At 44.7% G+C, this 16,184-nt stretch carries 10 protein-coding genes; 3 read left to right on the top strand and 7 right to left on the bottom strand.

Annotated features, from left to right (window positions below):
• Nucleotides 1–336 precede the first annotated feature (336 nt).
• Nucleotides 337–696, bottom strand: coding sequence for a heavy-metal-associated domain-containing protein (locus tag J7I42_RS20515; RefSeq protein WP_209140722.1), 360 nt, complete (start codon nucleotides 694–696; stop codon nucleotides 337–339).
• Nucleotides 697–920: 224 nt separating this feature from the next.
• Here J7I42_RS20515 and J7I42_RS20510 point away from each other — a divergent pair, with 224 nt between their 5' ends.
• Nucleotides 921–1,484: a hypothetical protein gene (locus J7I42_RS20510; protein ID WP_209140721.1), complete on the top strand. Its 564-nt coding sequence runs from the start codon at nucleotides 921–923 to the stop codon at nucleotides 1,482–1,484.
• On the opposite strand, the gene J7I42_RS20505 is transcribed toward J7I42_RS20510, so the two are convergent.
• Nucleotides 1,481–1,930 (bottom strand): LEA type 2 family protein, encoded by a 450-nt coding sequence (locus J7I42_RS20505; protein ID WP_209140720.1) that lies wholly within the window; start codon nucleotides 1,928–1,930, stop codon nucleotides 1,481–1,483. The two genes, J7I42_RS20510 and J7I42_RS20505, sit on opposite strands and share 4 nt — an antisense overlap.
• A gap of 295 nt (nucleotides 1,931–2,225) precedes the next feature.
• Here J7I42_RS20505 and J7I42_RS20500 point away from each other — a divergent pair, with 295 nt between their 5' ends.
• The gene (locus tag J7I42_RS20500) at nucleotides 2,226–2,849 is read left to right on the top strand and encodes a WbqC family protein (protein WP_209140719.1); all 624 of its coding nucleotides are present in this window, start codon (nucleotides 2,226–2,228) and stop codon (nucleotides 2,847–2,849) included.
• A 989-nt stretch (nucleotides 2,850–3,838) separates the two neighbouring features.
• On the opposite strand, the gene J7I42_RS20495 is transcribed toward J7I42_RS20500, so the two are convergent.
• From J7I42_RS20495 to J7I42_RS20485, 3 genes are all read right to left on the bottom strand, one after another.
• Entirely contained in the window at nucleotides 3,839–5,722 is a 1,884-nt protein-coding gene (locus J7I42_RS20495) for a M56 family metallopeptidase (protein ID WP_209140718.1), read from the bottom strand.
• Nucleotides 5,723–5,730: 8 nt separating this feature from the next.
• Nucleotides 5,731–6,114 carry a BlaI/MecI/CopY family transcriptional regulator gene (locus J7I42_RS20490; protein ID WP_209140717.1) on the bottom strand — a complete coding sequence of 128 codons (384 nt, stop codon included), beginning with the start codon at nucleotides 6,112–6,114 and terminating at the stop codon, nucleotides 5,731–5,733.
• A gap of 1,115 nt (nucleotides 6,115–7,229) precedes the next feature.
• Nucleotides 7,230–8,129, bottom strand: a complete 900-nt coding sequence (locus J7I42_RS20485) for a sterol desaturase family protein (RefSeq protein WP_209140716.1) — start codon at nucleotides 8,127–8,129, stop codon at nucleotides 7,230–7,232.
• A 172-nt stretch (nucleotides 8,130–8,301) separates the two neighbouring features.
• On the opposite strand from J7I42_RS20485, the gene J7I42_RS20480 reads away from it, so the two are divergent.
• Entirely contained in the window at nucleotides 8,302–10,110 is a 1,809-nt protein-coding gene (locus J7I42_RS20480) for a BamA/TamA family outer membrane protein (RefSeq protein WP_209140715.1), read from the top strand.
• A 287-nt stretch (nucleotides 10,111–10,397) separates the two neighbouring features.
• Here the strand turns inward: J7I42_RS20480 and J7I42_RS20475 are convergent, their stop codons facing one another.
• Both J7I42_RS20475 and J7I42_RS20470 read right to left on the bottom strand, forming a co-directional pair.
• Nucleotides 10,398–12,650 carry a sodium-translocating pyrophosphatase gene (locus tag J7I42_RS20475; RefSeq protein WP_209140714.1) on the bottom strand — a complete coding sequence of 751 codons (2,253 nt, stop codon included), beginning with the start codon at nucleotides 12,648–12,650 and terminating at the stop codon, nucleotides 10,398–10,400.
• Nucleotides 12,651–12,942: 292 nt separating this feature from the next.
• Entirely contained in the window at nucleotides 12,943–15,999 is a 3,057-nt protein-coding gene (locus J7I42_RS20470) for an AsmA-like C-terminal region-containing protein (protein WP_209140713.1), read from the bottom strand.
• Between the last annotated feature and the right edge of the window lie 185 nt (nucleotides 16,000–16,184).

Genomic DNA, 16,184 nt, shown 5'->3' with positions numbered 1-16,184 from the left:
TCGCGAACTCGTCGACTCGCGAACTCGTCGACTCGCGAACTCGTCGACTCGCGAACTCGTCAACTCGCGAACTCGTCGACTCGAACATTCCGACTCCCCAACTTTCCGAATCGCCGACTCGCGAACTCGCTAACTTGCCAACTCGTCGACTCGCCGATTTGCGAACTCGTCGACTCGAACATTCCGACTCCCAACTTTCCAACTCGCGAACTCGCTAACTCACCGACTTGCCAACTCGCGAACTGGTCAACTGATCAACTTCACCGTCTTTTATAAAAAAAGCCCCGACGGTTACCGTCGGGGCTTTTTTAAAAAGTGCTTAATCAAAATAAGTTTCTACATTCCTCCGCCACCGTCTTCAGTTTTCTTACAACACTTCGGCAGTTTTTTGTACGCCTCTTCATCAGCTTTTACATCGTCGGCATCGTATCCGGAGTTGGCAATTGCGGCTTTGATATTTTCAACATTTGTACGCTCGGCTACATAAGTAACTTTGGTAACATGCTTCTTGAAATCCACGTTTGCTTTTTGAACGCCATCTTCGCGTTTCAAATAATCTTCGATTCGTTTTTTGCAACTTTCGCATTGAACGGTTGGCGTCTGAATGGTCACTGTTTGAATTCCTTTTTTGGCCTGGGCGGAAGCAAAAGTGGAAATTCCTAAAACGGCAATCACCAGGAAAAGTAATTTCTTCATACCTCTGTTTTTTTCAAATTTAAATATTTCGAGGCTTCCCAATCGTTAATTTTTTACCGGCGGCTGAGGAAAAAAACGGTCGCTAAAACGATCTAAAAATACGATCACTGACCTGGGAAATTTGCTTCGGTTAATCCGATGCGAAAGGGGAAAAAATCGAAAAATTAGGTCCAAATTTACACCCTGTCGCGAAATGTCCTCGCCGGACAATCTGACAGAAATTGATGAAATTTTCAAAATTGGGTGTTGGTAATAGAGATCAGCCGAAAGGTGAAATTCCCGAAAAATCAACTTCCGGGTTCTCCATTTTTACAGATTTCCGTCTGTCGGATGCCTTTTTCAAAATCATTTTGGATGACAAAAAATCGCGCGAGGCCAATTTCACGTTTCATCCTTTTCGTTTCACGATCCGCAACTGCCGGCAAAATTTTACATTTTTCAACATTTTTACGATCCGGTTACCGACTGCCGGTTGCCGACTTCCGATTCGCGACCATTGCACTTTTCCAAAATCTGGTCAATTCATGGGGTGGGATTGGGGGCGGATTTTTGATCACCCAACGCTGATTTTCGTTTTTTCATCTTCCATTGATTTTTGCCAATTCCGTCAGAATTTTTGCCGGTTAGCAAAATATTTCAGCAGAGCAGAAAAATCGGGCGGTCATTTTTTTGAGATAACCACATTGTCCAACTGTTGGAAATGGGAGCGCCTGGTTTTAAATGAAAATGGAATTTCCTTTTTTGGGAAATTCCATTTTTATCATTTTCCGGTTTTAAGTAAAGTCTAAAATCTGATTTTTTGCATGCCTTCGTACCGGATCGGGTAATTAATAAATATCCCGCTTCGGCCAATTTTTGCACTTCCATCCAATTTTATTTTCACACTATCACTACCCGTTGCCAGGGTCTGGATCACCTGCATGGCGGTACTGGTCATGTCGACTTTCAAAACCACCGGCAATAAAAAGGTGTCTTTTTTCGGAACCTGGATGGAGGAGTCGAGAGAGGTTTTACCGAAAAAATTATCGTTGACATACACATCAACCGACCCCCCTTTCATGGTCACCGGGTACTTGTTCGGATTATAAAATTCCGCGTCTGCCCCCACCGTCGATTCCTTCAACCCAAACTTCACCACCTTAAAATTTTTCACCCCCAGGTAATTGAACCCGGTCGGCTTGGCACAGGCTACCGCCAGGAGGGGTAGGAGCATCCACCAAACTAGTTTTCGCATGTCGATGATTTTTAAGACACAATGTAGCGGATAAATTTTTCCGGCCAAAAAAGGATCGTATTTTTAGAAATTCCTTTGCTAATTAGTTTAGATTTAGATGCGCCTAAATCGGAAAAAAATGGGAAAAAATGACTACCAGTAATTTTAGTAAGTGTTATTTAAAGTAAAATGTTAATTATAAACTGAATTATGCGTTTTAAGTACAATTAAAGTTGCAAGTTTTGAGTACTAAAAAGGATTCCTTTTCGTCAAAAAATAGGCAATCTTAAACAGAATTTTGAAAAAGTAGAATTTTATGAAGTTATTAGTTGAAAGTCAATATTTTCCACCGGTTACCTTATTCAGAATGTCAATTCGTTTTTCAAATGTAAATTTTGACATATATGAGCCCTGGCGAAAAATGAGTTTTAGAAATCGCTGTGTAGTGGTTGGATCGAACGGTCCCATTAACCTGAGCATTCCGGTCGTGGAAGGTCGGGAGCAGAAAAAGCTGATGAAGGAGGTAATGATCGATAACCAGAAACCCTGGCAATCGCAACATTTCAAAACCATCACCTCCTGTTACAACCGGTCGCCCTGGTTCAGCTTTTTTGAACCGGAGTTGGATGCCCTGTACCGGCAGCCGGTTGACCGGCTGAGTGACTGGAATCGGATCTGTTTTGAGTGGGTAACTAAAAAGTTAGGTGTGGCTATCTATGTGGATTATTCTCAATATGTACCCGGGAAAAATGGGCAGGGGGAGGTGGTTGATTGGCGAAATAAACTGACCCCAAAATCCATCAAAAATGAGTTTCCTGATCCGGTGAAGTACCACCAGGTTTTCGAAGATCGCATAGGGTTTATTCCTAATTTGTCTGTTTTGGACCTCTTGTTTTGTGAAGGGAAAAATGCCGGACGGATTCTATCAGCTGGAGCCTGAGCGGCTGCTTTTTTATGAATTATTCCCATTTGTGGAATTGGGAAATTTCTGGACTAGTGATCTTTTTGATTATTAGTTAATTGGGGGATTAACTATTGGGAAACATTTTTTTACAATTTGTTTCATTCTTTTAGAATTTTGTTGCAGCAACTTCAGATGTTTTAATGTCTAGCAAATTATCACGTAGTCACACACTTGTTGATATGGAGCGGTAGGGTTAGCATTTTGGGTGAATGGTTGCACTTCGAACTCAAATCATCCAGGTGAGACGGATGGACAACCAAGTGGTTTTTGACAGTGATGGAATGGATGGATCTTTAATATATCTTTCCCGAAAATCGAACCGGGGAGGCAATAATAAAAAAACTGGAGGCTGGTAACGCCTCAACCTTTTTTGGTAATGTCTGCGTAACCAATACCAACTGCGAACAACAAATCCCGCCTTAGGCGGGATTTTGTTTTTTACAGCACCCCTCGAAAATTCTTCCACCGGGCGTTTAAACCGCTTTTAAGCCGCTGTTTTCGTTCTGCCATTTAGTCGTACCATTTTAGACGACGGGGCGTTTATTTCAAAATTATCGCGTCTTGGTATATTTAAAAAAATGCCATTTCACTGGCGTTACTTTTCATAAGGTATGGATAAGTATTCTTCCTTCCGGCTTGTATAGTAATTTTCCGTTCGTAGCTTTAGCGCGTGATTTTGTTGTCTTTAATCCGGTCCGACTGGAAACTGGTAGGTGATTTTCCAGCCAGTTGCCTCCCAACCAACTTTATCCAATGCACATGATCCATTCTGTATATCCTGCCTTGTAAGGGGCCGATTTGTTGGATCGGCCTTGCAGGATGTCTTCTCCGGACTTCCTGTTTTTTGCAAAATATAATTATAAATAGTTGCATTTTTGCAACTTCTCTTCGGTCTTAGTTAGTACGTAAAATCTTAATATGATAGGAAGGGCAAAAAAATCCCCCGATCAAATCGGGGGAGTATCTTAGATCTGAACGATTCGTTTTCTTTTTACCGGCTGTTTGGTGAACTCTTTTTTCTTGTCGGCTTCCAGTTTTCTTTTGTCCTCTTCCAGTTGTTTTAAAGCTTCCCGTTGTTGCAACCGGTCCATTAAAATTTTCTGCTGGGCCAGTTTCAATCTTTCAGCTCTTTCGGTTTGTGCCCGTTGAAAATTTCCTAACTGAATTACATAAGACTGTTGCATGTTTTCAATTTCCAGTCTGGCATCTTCCAGGGCGTTTTCTGTTTCGGCATTCAGTTTCTTCCAGTCAACCTGTTGCATGGCCTTTTGAATTTCCCGTTGGATCTGGTCGATGTTTATTTTCATGCCCTGCGCTTTTAAAGCACCTTCCAGTTTTTTCCAGTCAACCTGTTGCAAAGCCTGCATAGATTTTTCCAGCGCTACATTTGCTTTTGCGTCGGCTTTGGTCATCACGTATTTTTTAGGTACGGTGGTATCTTCTATTTCCTGGAAATAAAAACTGGTTCCGGGAACGTATGGGAAAACCTGCTGGGCGGGAAGCAGGAGTTGTACCTGCGGAGTCTGGGTTGTTTCGGTCAGGGTATAATCAGCAGCTTCCACCTCATTTACAAAACTTGCCATTTGTTGGGGTAATGCATCTATTTGTTTTGAGAGGGCGGCCAGTTTTGCATCGGTGGTCAGTTCGATGAGCTGTTCCAGATTTTGGTAAGGGTCCTTCTGTTCGGGACAGGTGATTGCCTTTTTGGGCTTTGCCACCGGTTCCTCATTTAACATAGCGGCTACTGTTTCCTTTACCAGTTCCCCGGCCGGCGGGGTTGAAAAATTTTGAACGGTTTCAATCACGGGCACTGGCTCCTGAACCACCGCCAGTTTTTTTATGATCACATTGCCCGGATTGTACCAGCCAATAAAAGCGATCAGTCCGGCAGACAACAGGTAGGCTATCAGTTTTTGATTGAACGGATTGCCTACGGGTTCATTACCCAAAATGCGTTTTACCCGGTTCAGCAAAAAGTTTTTATCCTTTCCGGTGGCGGCCACCGCAAGCTCGTTTGTATGTACGCGGCTTTGTTCCAATTTCAACAAGGCGCTGGCATAGCTATGGGGTTCATAGCAAAACTGCAGAACCATATCGTCGCAGCAGTTTTCCCGCTCTTTCCGAATGATGCTTGTTAACTGGCGGGCAAACGGATTAAAGAACAGGATCACATCCACACAGGAGATCAACAGGTTCACCAGGAAATCATTCTGGCGAATATGATTCAGTTCGTGCAGGATGATGGCCTCGGCCTGTTTCAGTGTAAGGTGGTTTACCGCCGCTACTGGTATTAAAATTACAGGTTTGAAAATGCCCAGGGTCACCGGCGTATCAACCAGTTCCGACAACCAGATCTGCACTTTCTTTTTTATACTCATTGTTTGTACCGCCTGGCGTAAAAAAAGGCGCCATTCTACATCGGCTTTCTGCAAACCGGTGGTAAACAAACGCTGAGTATGACGGTATTGAAAATAAAATCGAACAAAAAGGAACGCTGCAGCAGCCAGGTATGCTAACGATAAAAAGGGCAATGCCGGTTCAAACCAATGTGAGATTATGCCGGGCAGTGTGCCGCTGGTAGGGGCGAGGTCGGTTTCCGTGACATATAAAGTGATCACCTGTGGACCACTGGCAGCTTTGTACAAATTAATAACCAGGGTTAAAAGAAACCAAAGCGAGCCGCCGGTCAGTGATAACAGAGCAATTGCATGTCTTTGACGGGATAGCAACTTTTTTCCGTTCATGGTCAACCCCACATACACCAGCCACAACAACGCCATTTGCCATAAGCTGTTCAGTAATGCCCATCCCAACGCCTTAAGGAAAGCCGATTGGTACAACAGGTTCATGGATTACTTTATTGTTTTTTCAGATTGTCTAAAATTTTTTGGATCTCCTCCAGCTCTTCCGCCGACGCTTTGTGATTACCCAGCGCTTGCATCACCAATTCTCCCGATGAACCGCCAAACAGGGTATCGATCATCTTATTTAAAAGATGCTTTTGGGTTTTTTCTTTACTTACTGCCGCCTGGTAAATATGGGTCTTTATGGAATCATCCCGTTTTACCAGACCTTTTTCGTGCATGATCTGCATAAGCTTCAGGGTAGTGGTATAGCCGGCTTCTTTAGTTGGCAACAATTCTTCGTGTACCTCGCGTACGCTGGCATTTCCCTTTTTCCATAAGATCTGCAGGATCTCTAACTCGCTCTCAGTGGGTTTTATAGTTTTTGTATTAGCCATATTGGAACAACGTTTGTCTAAAAATACGACAAATTTCGTAAGGTTTTGTTAATGTAATTTAAATTAAACGAAGGGTTTCGTGGATGTTAATGTCGATGGGTGGAGGTATGGGTGGTTGAGTGGATTTGGGGGTATTTCGAAGTTCCTTGATGGTACCTCAATTCCTTCACGTTGATACCATATTGTCTTCTCGGCGCCCGAGGACCCAAAGTGAAGGATCAGTATAGGAAGAGTGAAGGATCAGTATAGGCAATGCGAAGGAAATAAAAACCGTCACTGAATATCGACCATTCGTCACACCATTTTCCGCAGAACGTCCCACCTAAATTGAAGTTTCCGAGGAGAAATTACCAAACGTCCCACCGTTTTCCGAAGACCGTCCCATCAGTTTCCGAGGGCCGTCACATGATGGAATTATCGCATAAAAGCATTAGGTATCTTTGTATACCGACGATACGGAGTCTGTCGGCATACCGACAGGCTTCGCCTCGTCAGCATTCGTATACGGCAGTTCTTTGATTTACAGATTGTTCAGGGGGGACAGTTATTAAGTTGGTTGGTTATTAAGTTCGTAGTTTACCCCAATTGTAGGCATAAAGGGTTCTATATAATATATATATGGTGTAGCCATTGTATTAAATTCGAAATGCTGCCCGCGGGTCACCTGAAATCGGCAATCCCCGACGAGTCGGGGCAGGCTGGCAGTCGGCAATGGGGAGAAAGGCAGGCAATCTGCTTGAACATCCTGGCTACACGCGGAACCGGGAATCCGGAACTCGAACCGCCGGCCTCGACCCTTCGACTCCGCTCAGGGCGCTCAGGACCCGAAACCCGCAAACCACCTTTAAAAAAGTGAATCTTAATTGCAGCGCTAAATGCTTCTATATATATTATATATATAGTGGATTTTGTATTGAACTTGAAATCAGGAACCAGGAATCGGCAATCCCCGACGGTCGGGGTTTGCAATGGAAAGAAAGGCAGAAGACGGTCCACTTGCACACACTTCGGCTTCATGGCCCTGAGCGAAGCGAAGGGCAATAACTAAAGAACCCAAGAACTAAAAAACTTACAAACCAGGGAACTTTGTAAACCCAGGCTTCTAACCTTATATTTTAAGCAACACCTTTGTCAACCCCATCAACTCTATCAACCTTCTCATCCTCCCTCATTTCCCGAACCGTTTTCGCGCTCCCGTCATGACTCCATCCCGGCGGACGCCAGAAGTAATTCAGCCAGTTGCGAACAGACCCGGATTGCCAGGCACTGCCAAACAGCTCGCCCCATTCCTTAAAAGCAATGCGTACCGGATTGTAAGTCTCAATATTTTTTGTGAGTCCGTAGGTAGGGCGTTCTTCTTCGGGTTGAAAGGTGCCGAACAACCGGTCCCATATTATTAAGATACCACCATGATTTTTATCGAGGTATTTGAGATTGCTGCCATGATGCACACGGTGATGCGAAGGGGTATTGAAAATAAATTCTATGGGTTGGGGCAGCAGGTGCACTGCCTCGGTATGTATCCAAAACTGGTAAATAAGACTGATCTGTTGCATCAGCATTACCACTATGGGATGAAAGCCAAGAAATGGCATCCACATCCAGAAAATAAAACCGCCGGTAAGATTGCCAGTCCAGGTTTGACGAAGTGCAGTTGACAGGTTGTACCGTTGGGAGGAATGGTGTACTACATGCGAAGCCCAGAACCAACGAATATTATGAGAAGTATAATGGAACCAGTAATACGACAGATCATCGGCAAAAAAGGCGAGCACCCACATCCACCAGGTGAAAGGCAGGGTAAACAACCGGAATTTATATATGAGCGTGAATGCACCGAAGACCAATAACTTTGATAAAAAGCCTGATATTACATTGCCGATTCCCATCGCCAGGCTGCTGAACGTATCCCGGACCTCATAAAGGTCCTTTTGTTCCTTCCAGGAATACCATGCTTCAAGCAGTAACAATACCACAAAACCGGGTATTGCAAAGTATAGAATTTCAGGCGCCATATGCAAGCTGTTTAACGGTCCGGTTTACACAAAAGTAGATTTTTTTCTACATCAGCTTTGGCCAACGGGCCTATATTATAATACGTATAATGGTATAATTGATGTATGTAAACAATGGGAAGGTATAAATCGTTAATTGTCATGCCTAAGCCCTATGTAATCAACCTAAAATATGCCCAAACCGCTTCGATACATACTATGTTCTTTTGTCTTTATTGTACCATTTATCGGTGTACATGCCCAGGATAGTACGAAGAAGAAAACGGGGCTCGGCAGACTGACGCATGATATTTACCACAGTTTTGTGAAGGTGGAAGGGGTGAGAGAGGATTCTACCTTTATGCAAAAAAGTGAACAGAGCTTTAAGCCATATGCTGGCAAGGGGATCCGGTATATTTATATAGTGAACTTGTCATTTAGTGAAGATGTGCTGGATACGGCCAGGGGCATCGTAAGCACCCTAACCCGGGTGGCAGACAGGTTACAATCCAATACAAAGGATTGGATCATTCGGGAAATGTTGTTTGTAAAGAAAGGGCAACTGGTGGATCCTTACCGGCTGGCGGATAATGAACGTTTTTTGCGTGATCAGAATTTTATAAAAGATGCCCGTATAGTGGTGCGCCCCGTTGAAGAATATCCCGATTCGGTTGACCTGTATGTTCGTTTGCGCGATGTGTTTAGCTGGGGGGCTGAAATAGAAACTTCGGGAGTTAGTCATGTGAAGGCTTCTATTTATGATGCCAATTTCCTGGGCCTGGCGCAACGCTTACAGTATACGCAGTTATACGATCATAACCGTCACCCGCCATTGGGTTCTGAAATAAGATATCGTAAAACCAGCGTAGCCGGTTCATTTATAAATGCAGAGGTTGCCTATACTGCCATTGACCAGGGCGCTTCGCTGGGTACTGAAAATGAAAGAGCGTACTACCTGAAACTCGACAGGCCATTGTATACGCCCAATGCCCGCTTTGCAGGCGGTTTGCAATTGAGCTGGAACCAGAGCACTAATGTATTTGAAAAACCCGTCACGTTGTTCAACGAATATAAATACCAGTTAGGCGATGTGTGGCTGGGTTACAATATTGGTGTGCATAAACAAAAGAGAATAGGAAAAGATGATCGCAGCCGCCGGTTTGTATCTATGCGTTATTTCGATCAGCATTTCGACCAGTTTCCCAAACTGGATTCCTTCGATCCCCGTTATACCAATAAGCGATATGTGCTGGGGCAGTTGACCTGGTATAAGATCAACTTTTACAAAACCAATTACATTTATGGGTTTGGTAGAACAGAAGACCTTCCGGTAGGTATGACGCGTAAGGTGACCATTGGCCCCGTACAGACTGATAGCCTGCGGCGTATGTATGCAGGGTGGGAGTTTGATCACTGGCTGGTTGATAAGCATGGAAATTACTGGAACTATACCCTGGCGTTGGGTACTAATTTTTATAAAAAGGAATTTCAGGATAACAGCACCTTGCTGAATTTTACATGGTACAGCCGTTTAAGGGATTTTACCAAGTTCAAGATCAGGCAGTATACCAATATCAGTTATGTGGGTATTTACAACCAACATGTATATGAACCACTGCATATCAACAACGAGTATGGGTTGGATAACTTCAGTACTGATAGTATAGGGGCCAGACAGCGTCTTTCACTTGGTACAGAAACTGTTTTGTATACGAGGTGGAGCATCCTGGGTTTCAAACTCGCCTTTCTGGCCTTTGCCAGGGCTACCCTTATGACACCTCAACGGCTCGGTATTTGGCAGGGTGGTTTTTTTCCCTCGTTAGGAGGCGGAGTAAGAACCCGCAACGAAAACCTGATCTTCGGTACCATTGAAGCCCGCGTTACCTGGTTCCCCCATACAATATATGGTGTAAATAATGTAACTCTTACTATGAGTAGCAACCTCCGTGTAAAATCTACAGGCTCGTTTGTGCAACCTCCCTGGTTTGCGTTAGTTAAGTGATGTGCAAATGTGCAAGTGTGCAAATGTGAAAATGTGAAAATGCGAAAATGAAATCCAGCTTAAGGGTTAGTATGTAGCATTTTGCTTTAACGAGGGGTTATTGTGGTAATAAAAGAACGGAAGTAAGCTGTTTTATAAGTGTAAACTAGTAGGGTAGGCCCTATAAAAAAAAGGGTCCCCGATGTAGAAACATGGGGACGTTGGTATTTGGTATGATATAGTGCCTTAAGTTGTTACTCCAAAGATAATGTCGTTGATTGAATATTGTAAGAATTTTTTTGTAATTCTTAATTAAGCTTTTTTTCTACTGTATAAGTATTTGTTAGATCACGGGTATGTTCAGGTATTACGGTTTTCTTTTCTGTATGTACAGTATGCGTATCACCGTTACCATGAAGCTGGGCCAGGGTAGGCGCTATTACCAGCGACACAATTGACATCAATTTGATAAGGATATTCATTGATGGACCAGATGTATCTTTAAACGGATCACCTACTGTATCACCCGTTACTGAAGCCTTATGGGGTTCACTTTTCTTATAATAGATCTGACCATTGATCTCTACACCCTTTTCAAAAGACTTCTTGGCGTTATCCCAGGCGCCACCGGCGTTGTTCTGGAACATACCCATTAATACGCCACTAACGGTAGCGCCAGCCAGAAAACCACCTAATGCTTCGGGTCCCATCAGGAAACCAATGATCAGTGGGGCAACAATGGCTATTGCACCCGGCAACATCATTTTTTTGATAGAGGCATCAGTAGAGATGGCTACACATTTGTCGTATTCAGGTTTGCCTTTACCTTCCATAATACCTGGAATGGTACGGAATTGGCGACGCACTTCTTCCACCATGGCCATGGCTGCTTCTCCTACTGCCCGTATGGCCAGTGAAGAGAAAATGAAGGGGATCATACCGCCTACAAACAGCGCTGCCAGTACATCGGCTTTATAGATATTGATACCTGGAATTTTAGCTACACCTACAAATGCTGCAAACAGGGCCAGTGCGGTCAATGCTGCAGAGGCGATCGCAAACCCTTTACCGGTAGCGGCGGTAGTGTTACCTACAGCATCCAGTACATCGGTTTTTTCGCGCACCTCTTTTGGCAATTCGCTCATTTCAGCAATACCACCAGCATTATCGGCAATAGGGCCAAAGGCGTCGATCGCTAACTGCATGGCTGTGGTGGCCATCATACCGGCAGCGGCAATACCTACACCATATAAACCGGCGCATTGGTAAGAACCCCAGATACCACCGGCCAGTACAAGAATGGGCAACAAGGTACTTTCCATACCTACCGCCAAACCACCAATTACGTTTGTTGCGTGGCCGGTACCCGATTGACGTACGATGCTCAGCACCGGACGTTTACCCATAGCTGTATAATATTCAGTGATGATACTCATTAATGTACCCACTACCAAACCTACCACAATAGCACCCAGAATGCCTTCGCGGGTAAAGATCTTGGCCCCTTCTATCAGGGTGCCGTTCTGCGTATCCCGTACCAGGTGAAAATCACCTTCCGGCAGTATCCAGAACACCAGTCCTATAGAGGCAATGGCAGTAAGGATGATGGAACCCCAGTTACCCATGTTCAACGCTCTTTGTACCGTGCTGGTATTCACACCGGCCGATTCGCTGATGCGTACAAAGAAGGTCCCTATTATTGAAAACAGGATACCTGCGCCGGCAATCAGCATGGGCAATAATATCAGCGACATGCCCCCGAATGTATCAGCAACAACCGCTTCGCGGCCCAACACCATGGTAGCTAAAACAGTGGCTACATAAGAACCGAACAGGTCAGCGCCCATACCGGCTACATCGCCTACGTTATCACCCACGTTATCGGCAATGGTTGCGGGGTTGCGTGGATCATCCTCAGGAATACCAGCTTCCACTTTACCTACCAGGTCAGCACCTACGTCGGCAGCCTTGGTATAAATACCACCGCCTACGCGGGCAAACAGGGCAATTGATTCAGCGCCTAATGAAAAACCAGTCAGTACTTCAATTGTCCGCATCATTTCTACAGAGTTCACCGAAGCTTCCGGTGCAAACCACATTTTAAGAATGATAAACAAACTGCTTAAGCCTAACACCGCCAAGCCTGCCACGCCCAAACCCATAACAGAGCCACCGGTAAAAGATACGGCCAGGGCTTTGCTTAAACTGGTACGGGCTGCATTGGCAGTACGCACGTTGGCTTTGGTAGCCACCCGCATACCAATGTATCCGGCTGTTGCACTGAAGATGGCGCCAATAATGAATGCGATAGCAATTGCCCAATGCGAGTCTGGATTGGCGCTGGCCATTATACCCAACAAAACGGCAACGATAGCAACGAAATAGGCGAGAATTTTCCATTCGGCACGTAGAAAGGCCATTGCACCTTGTGCTATGTATGTGCTGATCTCTTTCATGCGGTCGGAGCCCGCATCCTGGTTAGAAACCCACTTGAATTTGATGAAAGTATACAGCAAGCCGACAACGCCCATTGCGGGCACTAAGTAGAACAGTTTGTCCATAGTTTTGATTCTTAATCGCTAGATTTTTATAAGGTGAACAAATATAAGGGAAACCAGATGGAATTTAAAACGGTTCCCGCTTTGCGGCATTTGCTGAAGTCGCTTTTGGCGGGCATTTGACCCGGTTGGGGATAAGCTGTTACAAAAAAAGGAATTCCTGAAATGGCGTAAGCGTCCGCTTGTACCCCCTAAAATGGCGCTCCGACGCGTCGGAGTGCCCTGTCACTAATGAAAAAGTCCCGTCCTGGTTTAACCAGAACGGGACCCGTAACGTATTTTTTACGTTTATATACTAATTTTTTTTCTTAAACAGCCCTTTCATCAGGCCTTTAACCGATTCTTCCGCCTTTTGCTTGGTGGTTTTTGTAGCGCTGTCTTTTGTACCCGTACTGTCTTTTTGACCCAGTAATTGCTTGGTCAGGTAGTCTTTACCTGCCTGCACGGCCTGGTTCTTTACAGATTGTAAGGTGTCTTTTGCTGCCGCTTTTTGCGCCTGTACCAATTCTTTTGCCTGGTCCTTCATATCATCGGCCAGGGAATTACCTGAACCAGCCAGGTCGGTCTTTACCGTTGGGCTGGTAATACTACCACCCAGGTTTACCTTGAAGTTCACCATATCACTCACTTTAACGGGAATACCTTTGGTGTTGGCTTGTGTTACCAGGTTATTCACCAGGGCATTGGCTTTGCTGCCCAGCTTTTCACGTGGTACTTTCATGTTGATCACATAATCGATCGATTGATCGAGGCCATGTTTGCCACCAATTTCCATATCCATGTCCTGCACCTTTACATTGAAAGGCTTTACAAACACTTTTCCATCGGCTATATCAAAATAACTTTTTACATCTTTCAGGGATATTGCTTTCAGGCTGCTGATATCAAGCGCACTGGCCAGTTTATCTAAGGGCGCAAATTTGTTAAGCACCCCTTCCAGCAACAACAATGATCCGTTACCCGTAAGCGAGCTCAGATCGGGCATCATGGTTTCACCCAGCTTGCCATTCAGGGTAAGCTTCGATGTTAACTTACCTGAAATGAACTGACCAATGGGCATCAGCTTTTGAACGGTATTGTAGGCCAGGAAAGTTTTCTGAATATCCAGGCTCTGAATGTCATAGGTAAGCGAAATAGCGGGTTTCTTTTTACTTTCCTTGGTAGAGTAGGAGCCACCCAATGCAATGGTGCCGTCAAGGGCTTCCATTTTTACATCCTTCATACTAACGGTCTCGTCTTTCACCGCAAGTGTGCCAGCAATATTCTTGTAATCTACCTTGTCGTATTTGACATCACCTGCCTTGGCATTAAGCGTAAGGTTCAGGTTTTTGGGAACTGCAAACGGTTCACCGGCTGCAGGTGTAGCAGTCGTAGCTGCGGTGTCTTTGGCTGCAGTGGCCGGAGCGGTAGCGGGAGTTGTACCCATTAATTTGTTGAGGTCTACTTTATCAGCCGACACATTCAACACCCCGGCTAATGTTTCATCTTTCAACGCATAACCGATCAGGTTATCGAAGTGGCCATTGGCATTGAAATTGGTTCCCTGGAAATTACCGGTCACATCGTTCACCGTAACATTTTTAGGGTTGAAGGTGAGCTGGGTATTTTTCAGGTTAACGCCATCGGGATAATCTTTCGATTTATAGCTTACGTTAGTAACCTGTACGGTACCGGCAGTTTGTATGGCATCGTACTGGCTTTTATCGATAGCTGATTTATTGCCCTTTACCGATACATTGGCGTTCAGGTTACCTGCCAGTGAAGTGCCTGGTTCAAATTTATAGAACTGGGCTACATTAGCCAGGTTGAACGAGCCTTTGGCGGTTCCATCAAAATAAGGATTGGAGGCCAGTGTTTTCAACAACAGGCTCAGGTCAACCACGTCTTTTCCTATTTCAATGTGTGCTGTAGGAATGGTGATCACTGCATGATCGGCCAATGCATCAGGACTTTCAAAATTTATTCTCGCACTGGTATTCTGAATGGGCTGCGGAAAATCTGTTGATGAATAAAACAGTTTGCTGATGTCGATATATCCTTTGGCCGTAAAATCCCCGGGTTGTTGTTTTTGTACAACGGCCAGACTGCCTTTTGCCTGTACATCAGCATCCAGATTTCCGGCGAGTTTGGTGCCAGGCAACTTTACAAACTGGGTAATGGTGGCCAGATCGAGCTTGCCTTTAGCGCCTGCATCAATATACTGCGTGGTCAATGGTTTTTGAAACAGTACATGAAAGTCGAAAGGATCGGTCCCGAATTCAATATGGCCCTTGGGAATATCAACTACTGCATTATCGGTTACCCCATCAGGATTGTTCACTTTTAACACCAGGTTGATGTGCTGCACCGGTTTGGGCAGATCAGGATACTGGAAGAACCCGTCCTGGATCTCAAGATTGATGTTGTAAGCAGGTATTTGCGTACCGCCATAAGTGCCTTTTATAAAACCGTTGAACAGCGCTTTACCGCTTGTTTTTATTTTTTCGAAGTCCTGGGCATATACCGCAGGGATCAACGACAGAATGCTTTTAAAGTCGGTTGAGGGCGCCTTAAAGTTGATATCCATATTGTAGGTGCTATCATTCACCAACTGGAAAAAACCGTCTGTTGCGAGTTTTAGACCGTTCAGGGCTATCTCTTCTGTTTTCCAGGAGTATTTGCTGTTTTTAGTATCTACCACAATATCCAGGTCAATACCCGTTTTGGTATTGTTGAGGTAGGGAATACCGCCATATACAAAGGTTACTGCATCGGCATTGGTATTGGTTTTCAACGTGAACAGGTCTGAGGTAAAATCACCGCTTCCTTCATGTGTCAAATTTACCAGCTCAGTGCTCATACCAGATTGGGCGTCGTCGTACTTGATGTACGCGTTCCTGATGGCATAATGCTGCAGGTTCATTTGAAAGGGGGAAGATGCCGTATCGGTAGTGGTTGCGGCAGTGGCCGTATCGGGTTTGGCTATGTCCCAGTTGGCCTTGCCTTCTTTGGTAACAAGGGCATGAATACGCGGTTCATCGATATTAACCGAATAAATTTTCATATTCTTGCCGCCGATTACGCTGAAAAGATTAACGGCAACGTCAATTTCTTTGGCGCTGATGAGGGTATCTTTAGCAAATACATCAGTACCTACTACCTGTAGTTCCTCAAGCGCTACAGAAACTCTGGGAAAATGACGGAAAAAGGAGAGGCTGAGGTCTTTAAAATCAACCTGAGCATTGATGTTCTTATTGATCTGTTCTTTAGCAATGGCAATGATCTTGCCTTTAAAGATAAACGGGGCCACAAACAGGATCACCAGCAAAACGCCTAGGGATATTCCGGTGATCTTCAGGATTTTTCTGAGCATAGGTAATTGGTTTACATTCAATCGGGTAGTGAAGGTAGTGGAAAAAGAAGCAAGAAACAAGGCGACAGACCCAGGTAAAAAGCCAGCCATAGAATTCAGGTTGCTGGTTGCAGGTATCAGGACAAATATTGTTATCCTGATACCCTGGAAACAGCCGGCAAGCCGTTATTAAAACCCTGATACCC

This window comes from Niastella soli (assembly GCF_017742245.1).
Lineage (GTDB): Bacteria > Bacteroidota > Bacteroidia > Chitinophagales > Chitinophagaceae > Niastella > Niastella soli.
This window is presented reverse-complemented; position numbering and strand designations above follow the sequence as displayed.

Bases quoted from the DNA above. Each gene is read 5' to 3' on its own strand.
- J7I42_RS20515 (WP_209140722.1), bottom strand. From the start codon at position 696: ATGAAGAAATTACTTTTCCTGGTGATTGCCGTTTTAGGAATTTCCACT.
- J7I42_RS20510 (WP_209140721.1), top strand. From the start codon at position 921: ATGAAATTTTCAAAATTGGGTGTTGGTAATAGAGATCAGCCGAAAGGT.
- J7I42_RS20505 (WP_209140720.1), bottom strand. From the start codon at position 1,930: ATGCGAAAACTAGTTTGGTGGATGCTCCTACCCCTCCTGGCGGTAGCC.
- J7I42_RS20500 (WP_209140719.1), top strand. From the start codon at position 2,226: ATGAAGTTATTAGTTGAAAGTCAATATTTTCCACCGGTTACCTTATTC.
- J7I42_RS20495 (WP_209140718.1), bottom strand. From the start codon at position 5,722: ATGAACCTGTTGTACCAATCGGCTTTCCTTAAGGCGTTGGGATGGGCA.
- J7I42_RS20490 (WP_209140717.1), bottom strand. From the start codon at position 6,114: ATGGCTAATACAAAAACTATAAAACCCACTGAGAGCGAGTTAGAGATC.
- J7I42_RS20485 (WP_209140716.1), bottom strand. From the start codon at position 8,129: ATGGCGCCTGAAATTCTATACTTTGCAATACCCGGTTTTGTGGTATTG.
- J7I42_RS20480 (WP_209140715.1), top strand. From the start codon at position 8,302: ATGCCCAAACCGCTTCGATACATACTATGTTCTTTTGTCTTTATTGTA.
- J7I42_RS20475 (WP_209140714.1), bottom strand. From the start codon at position 12,650: ATGGACAAACTGTTCTACTTAGTGCCCGCAATGGGCGTTGTCGGCTTG.
- J7I42_RS20470 (WP_209140713.1), bottom strand. From the start codon at position 15,999: ATGCTCAGAAAAATCCTGAAGATCACCGGAATATCCCTAGGCGTTTTG.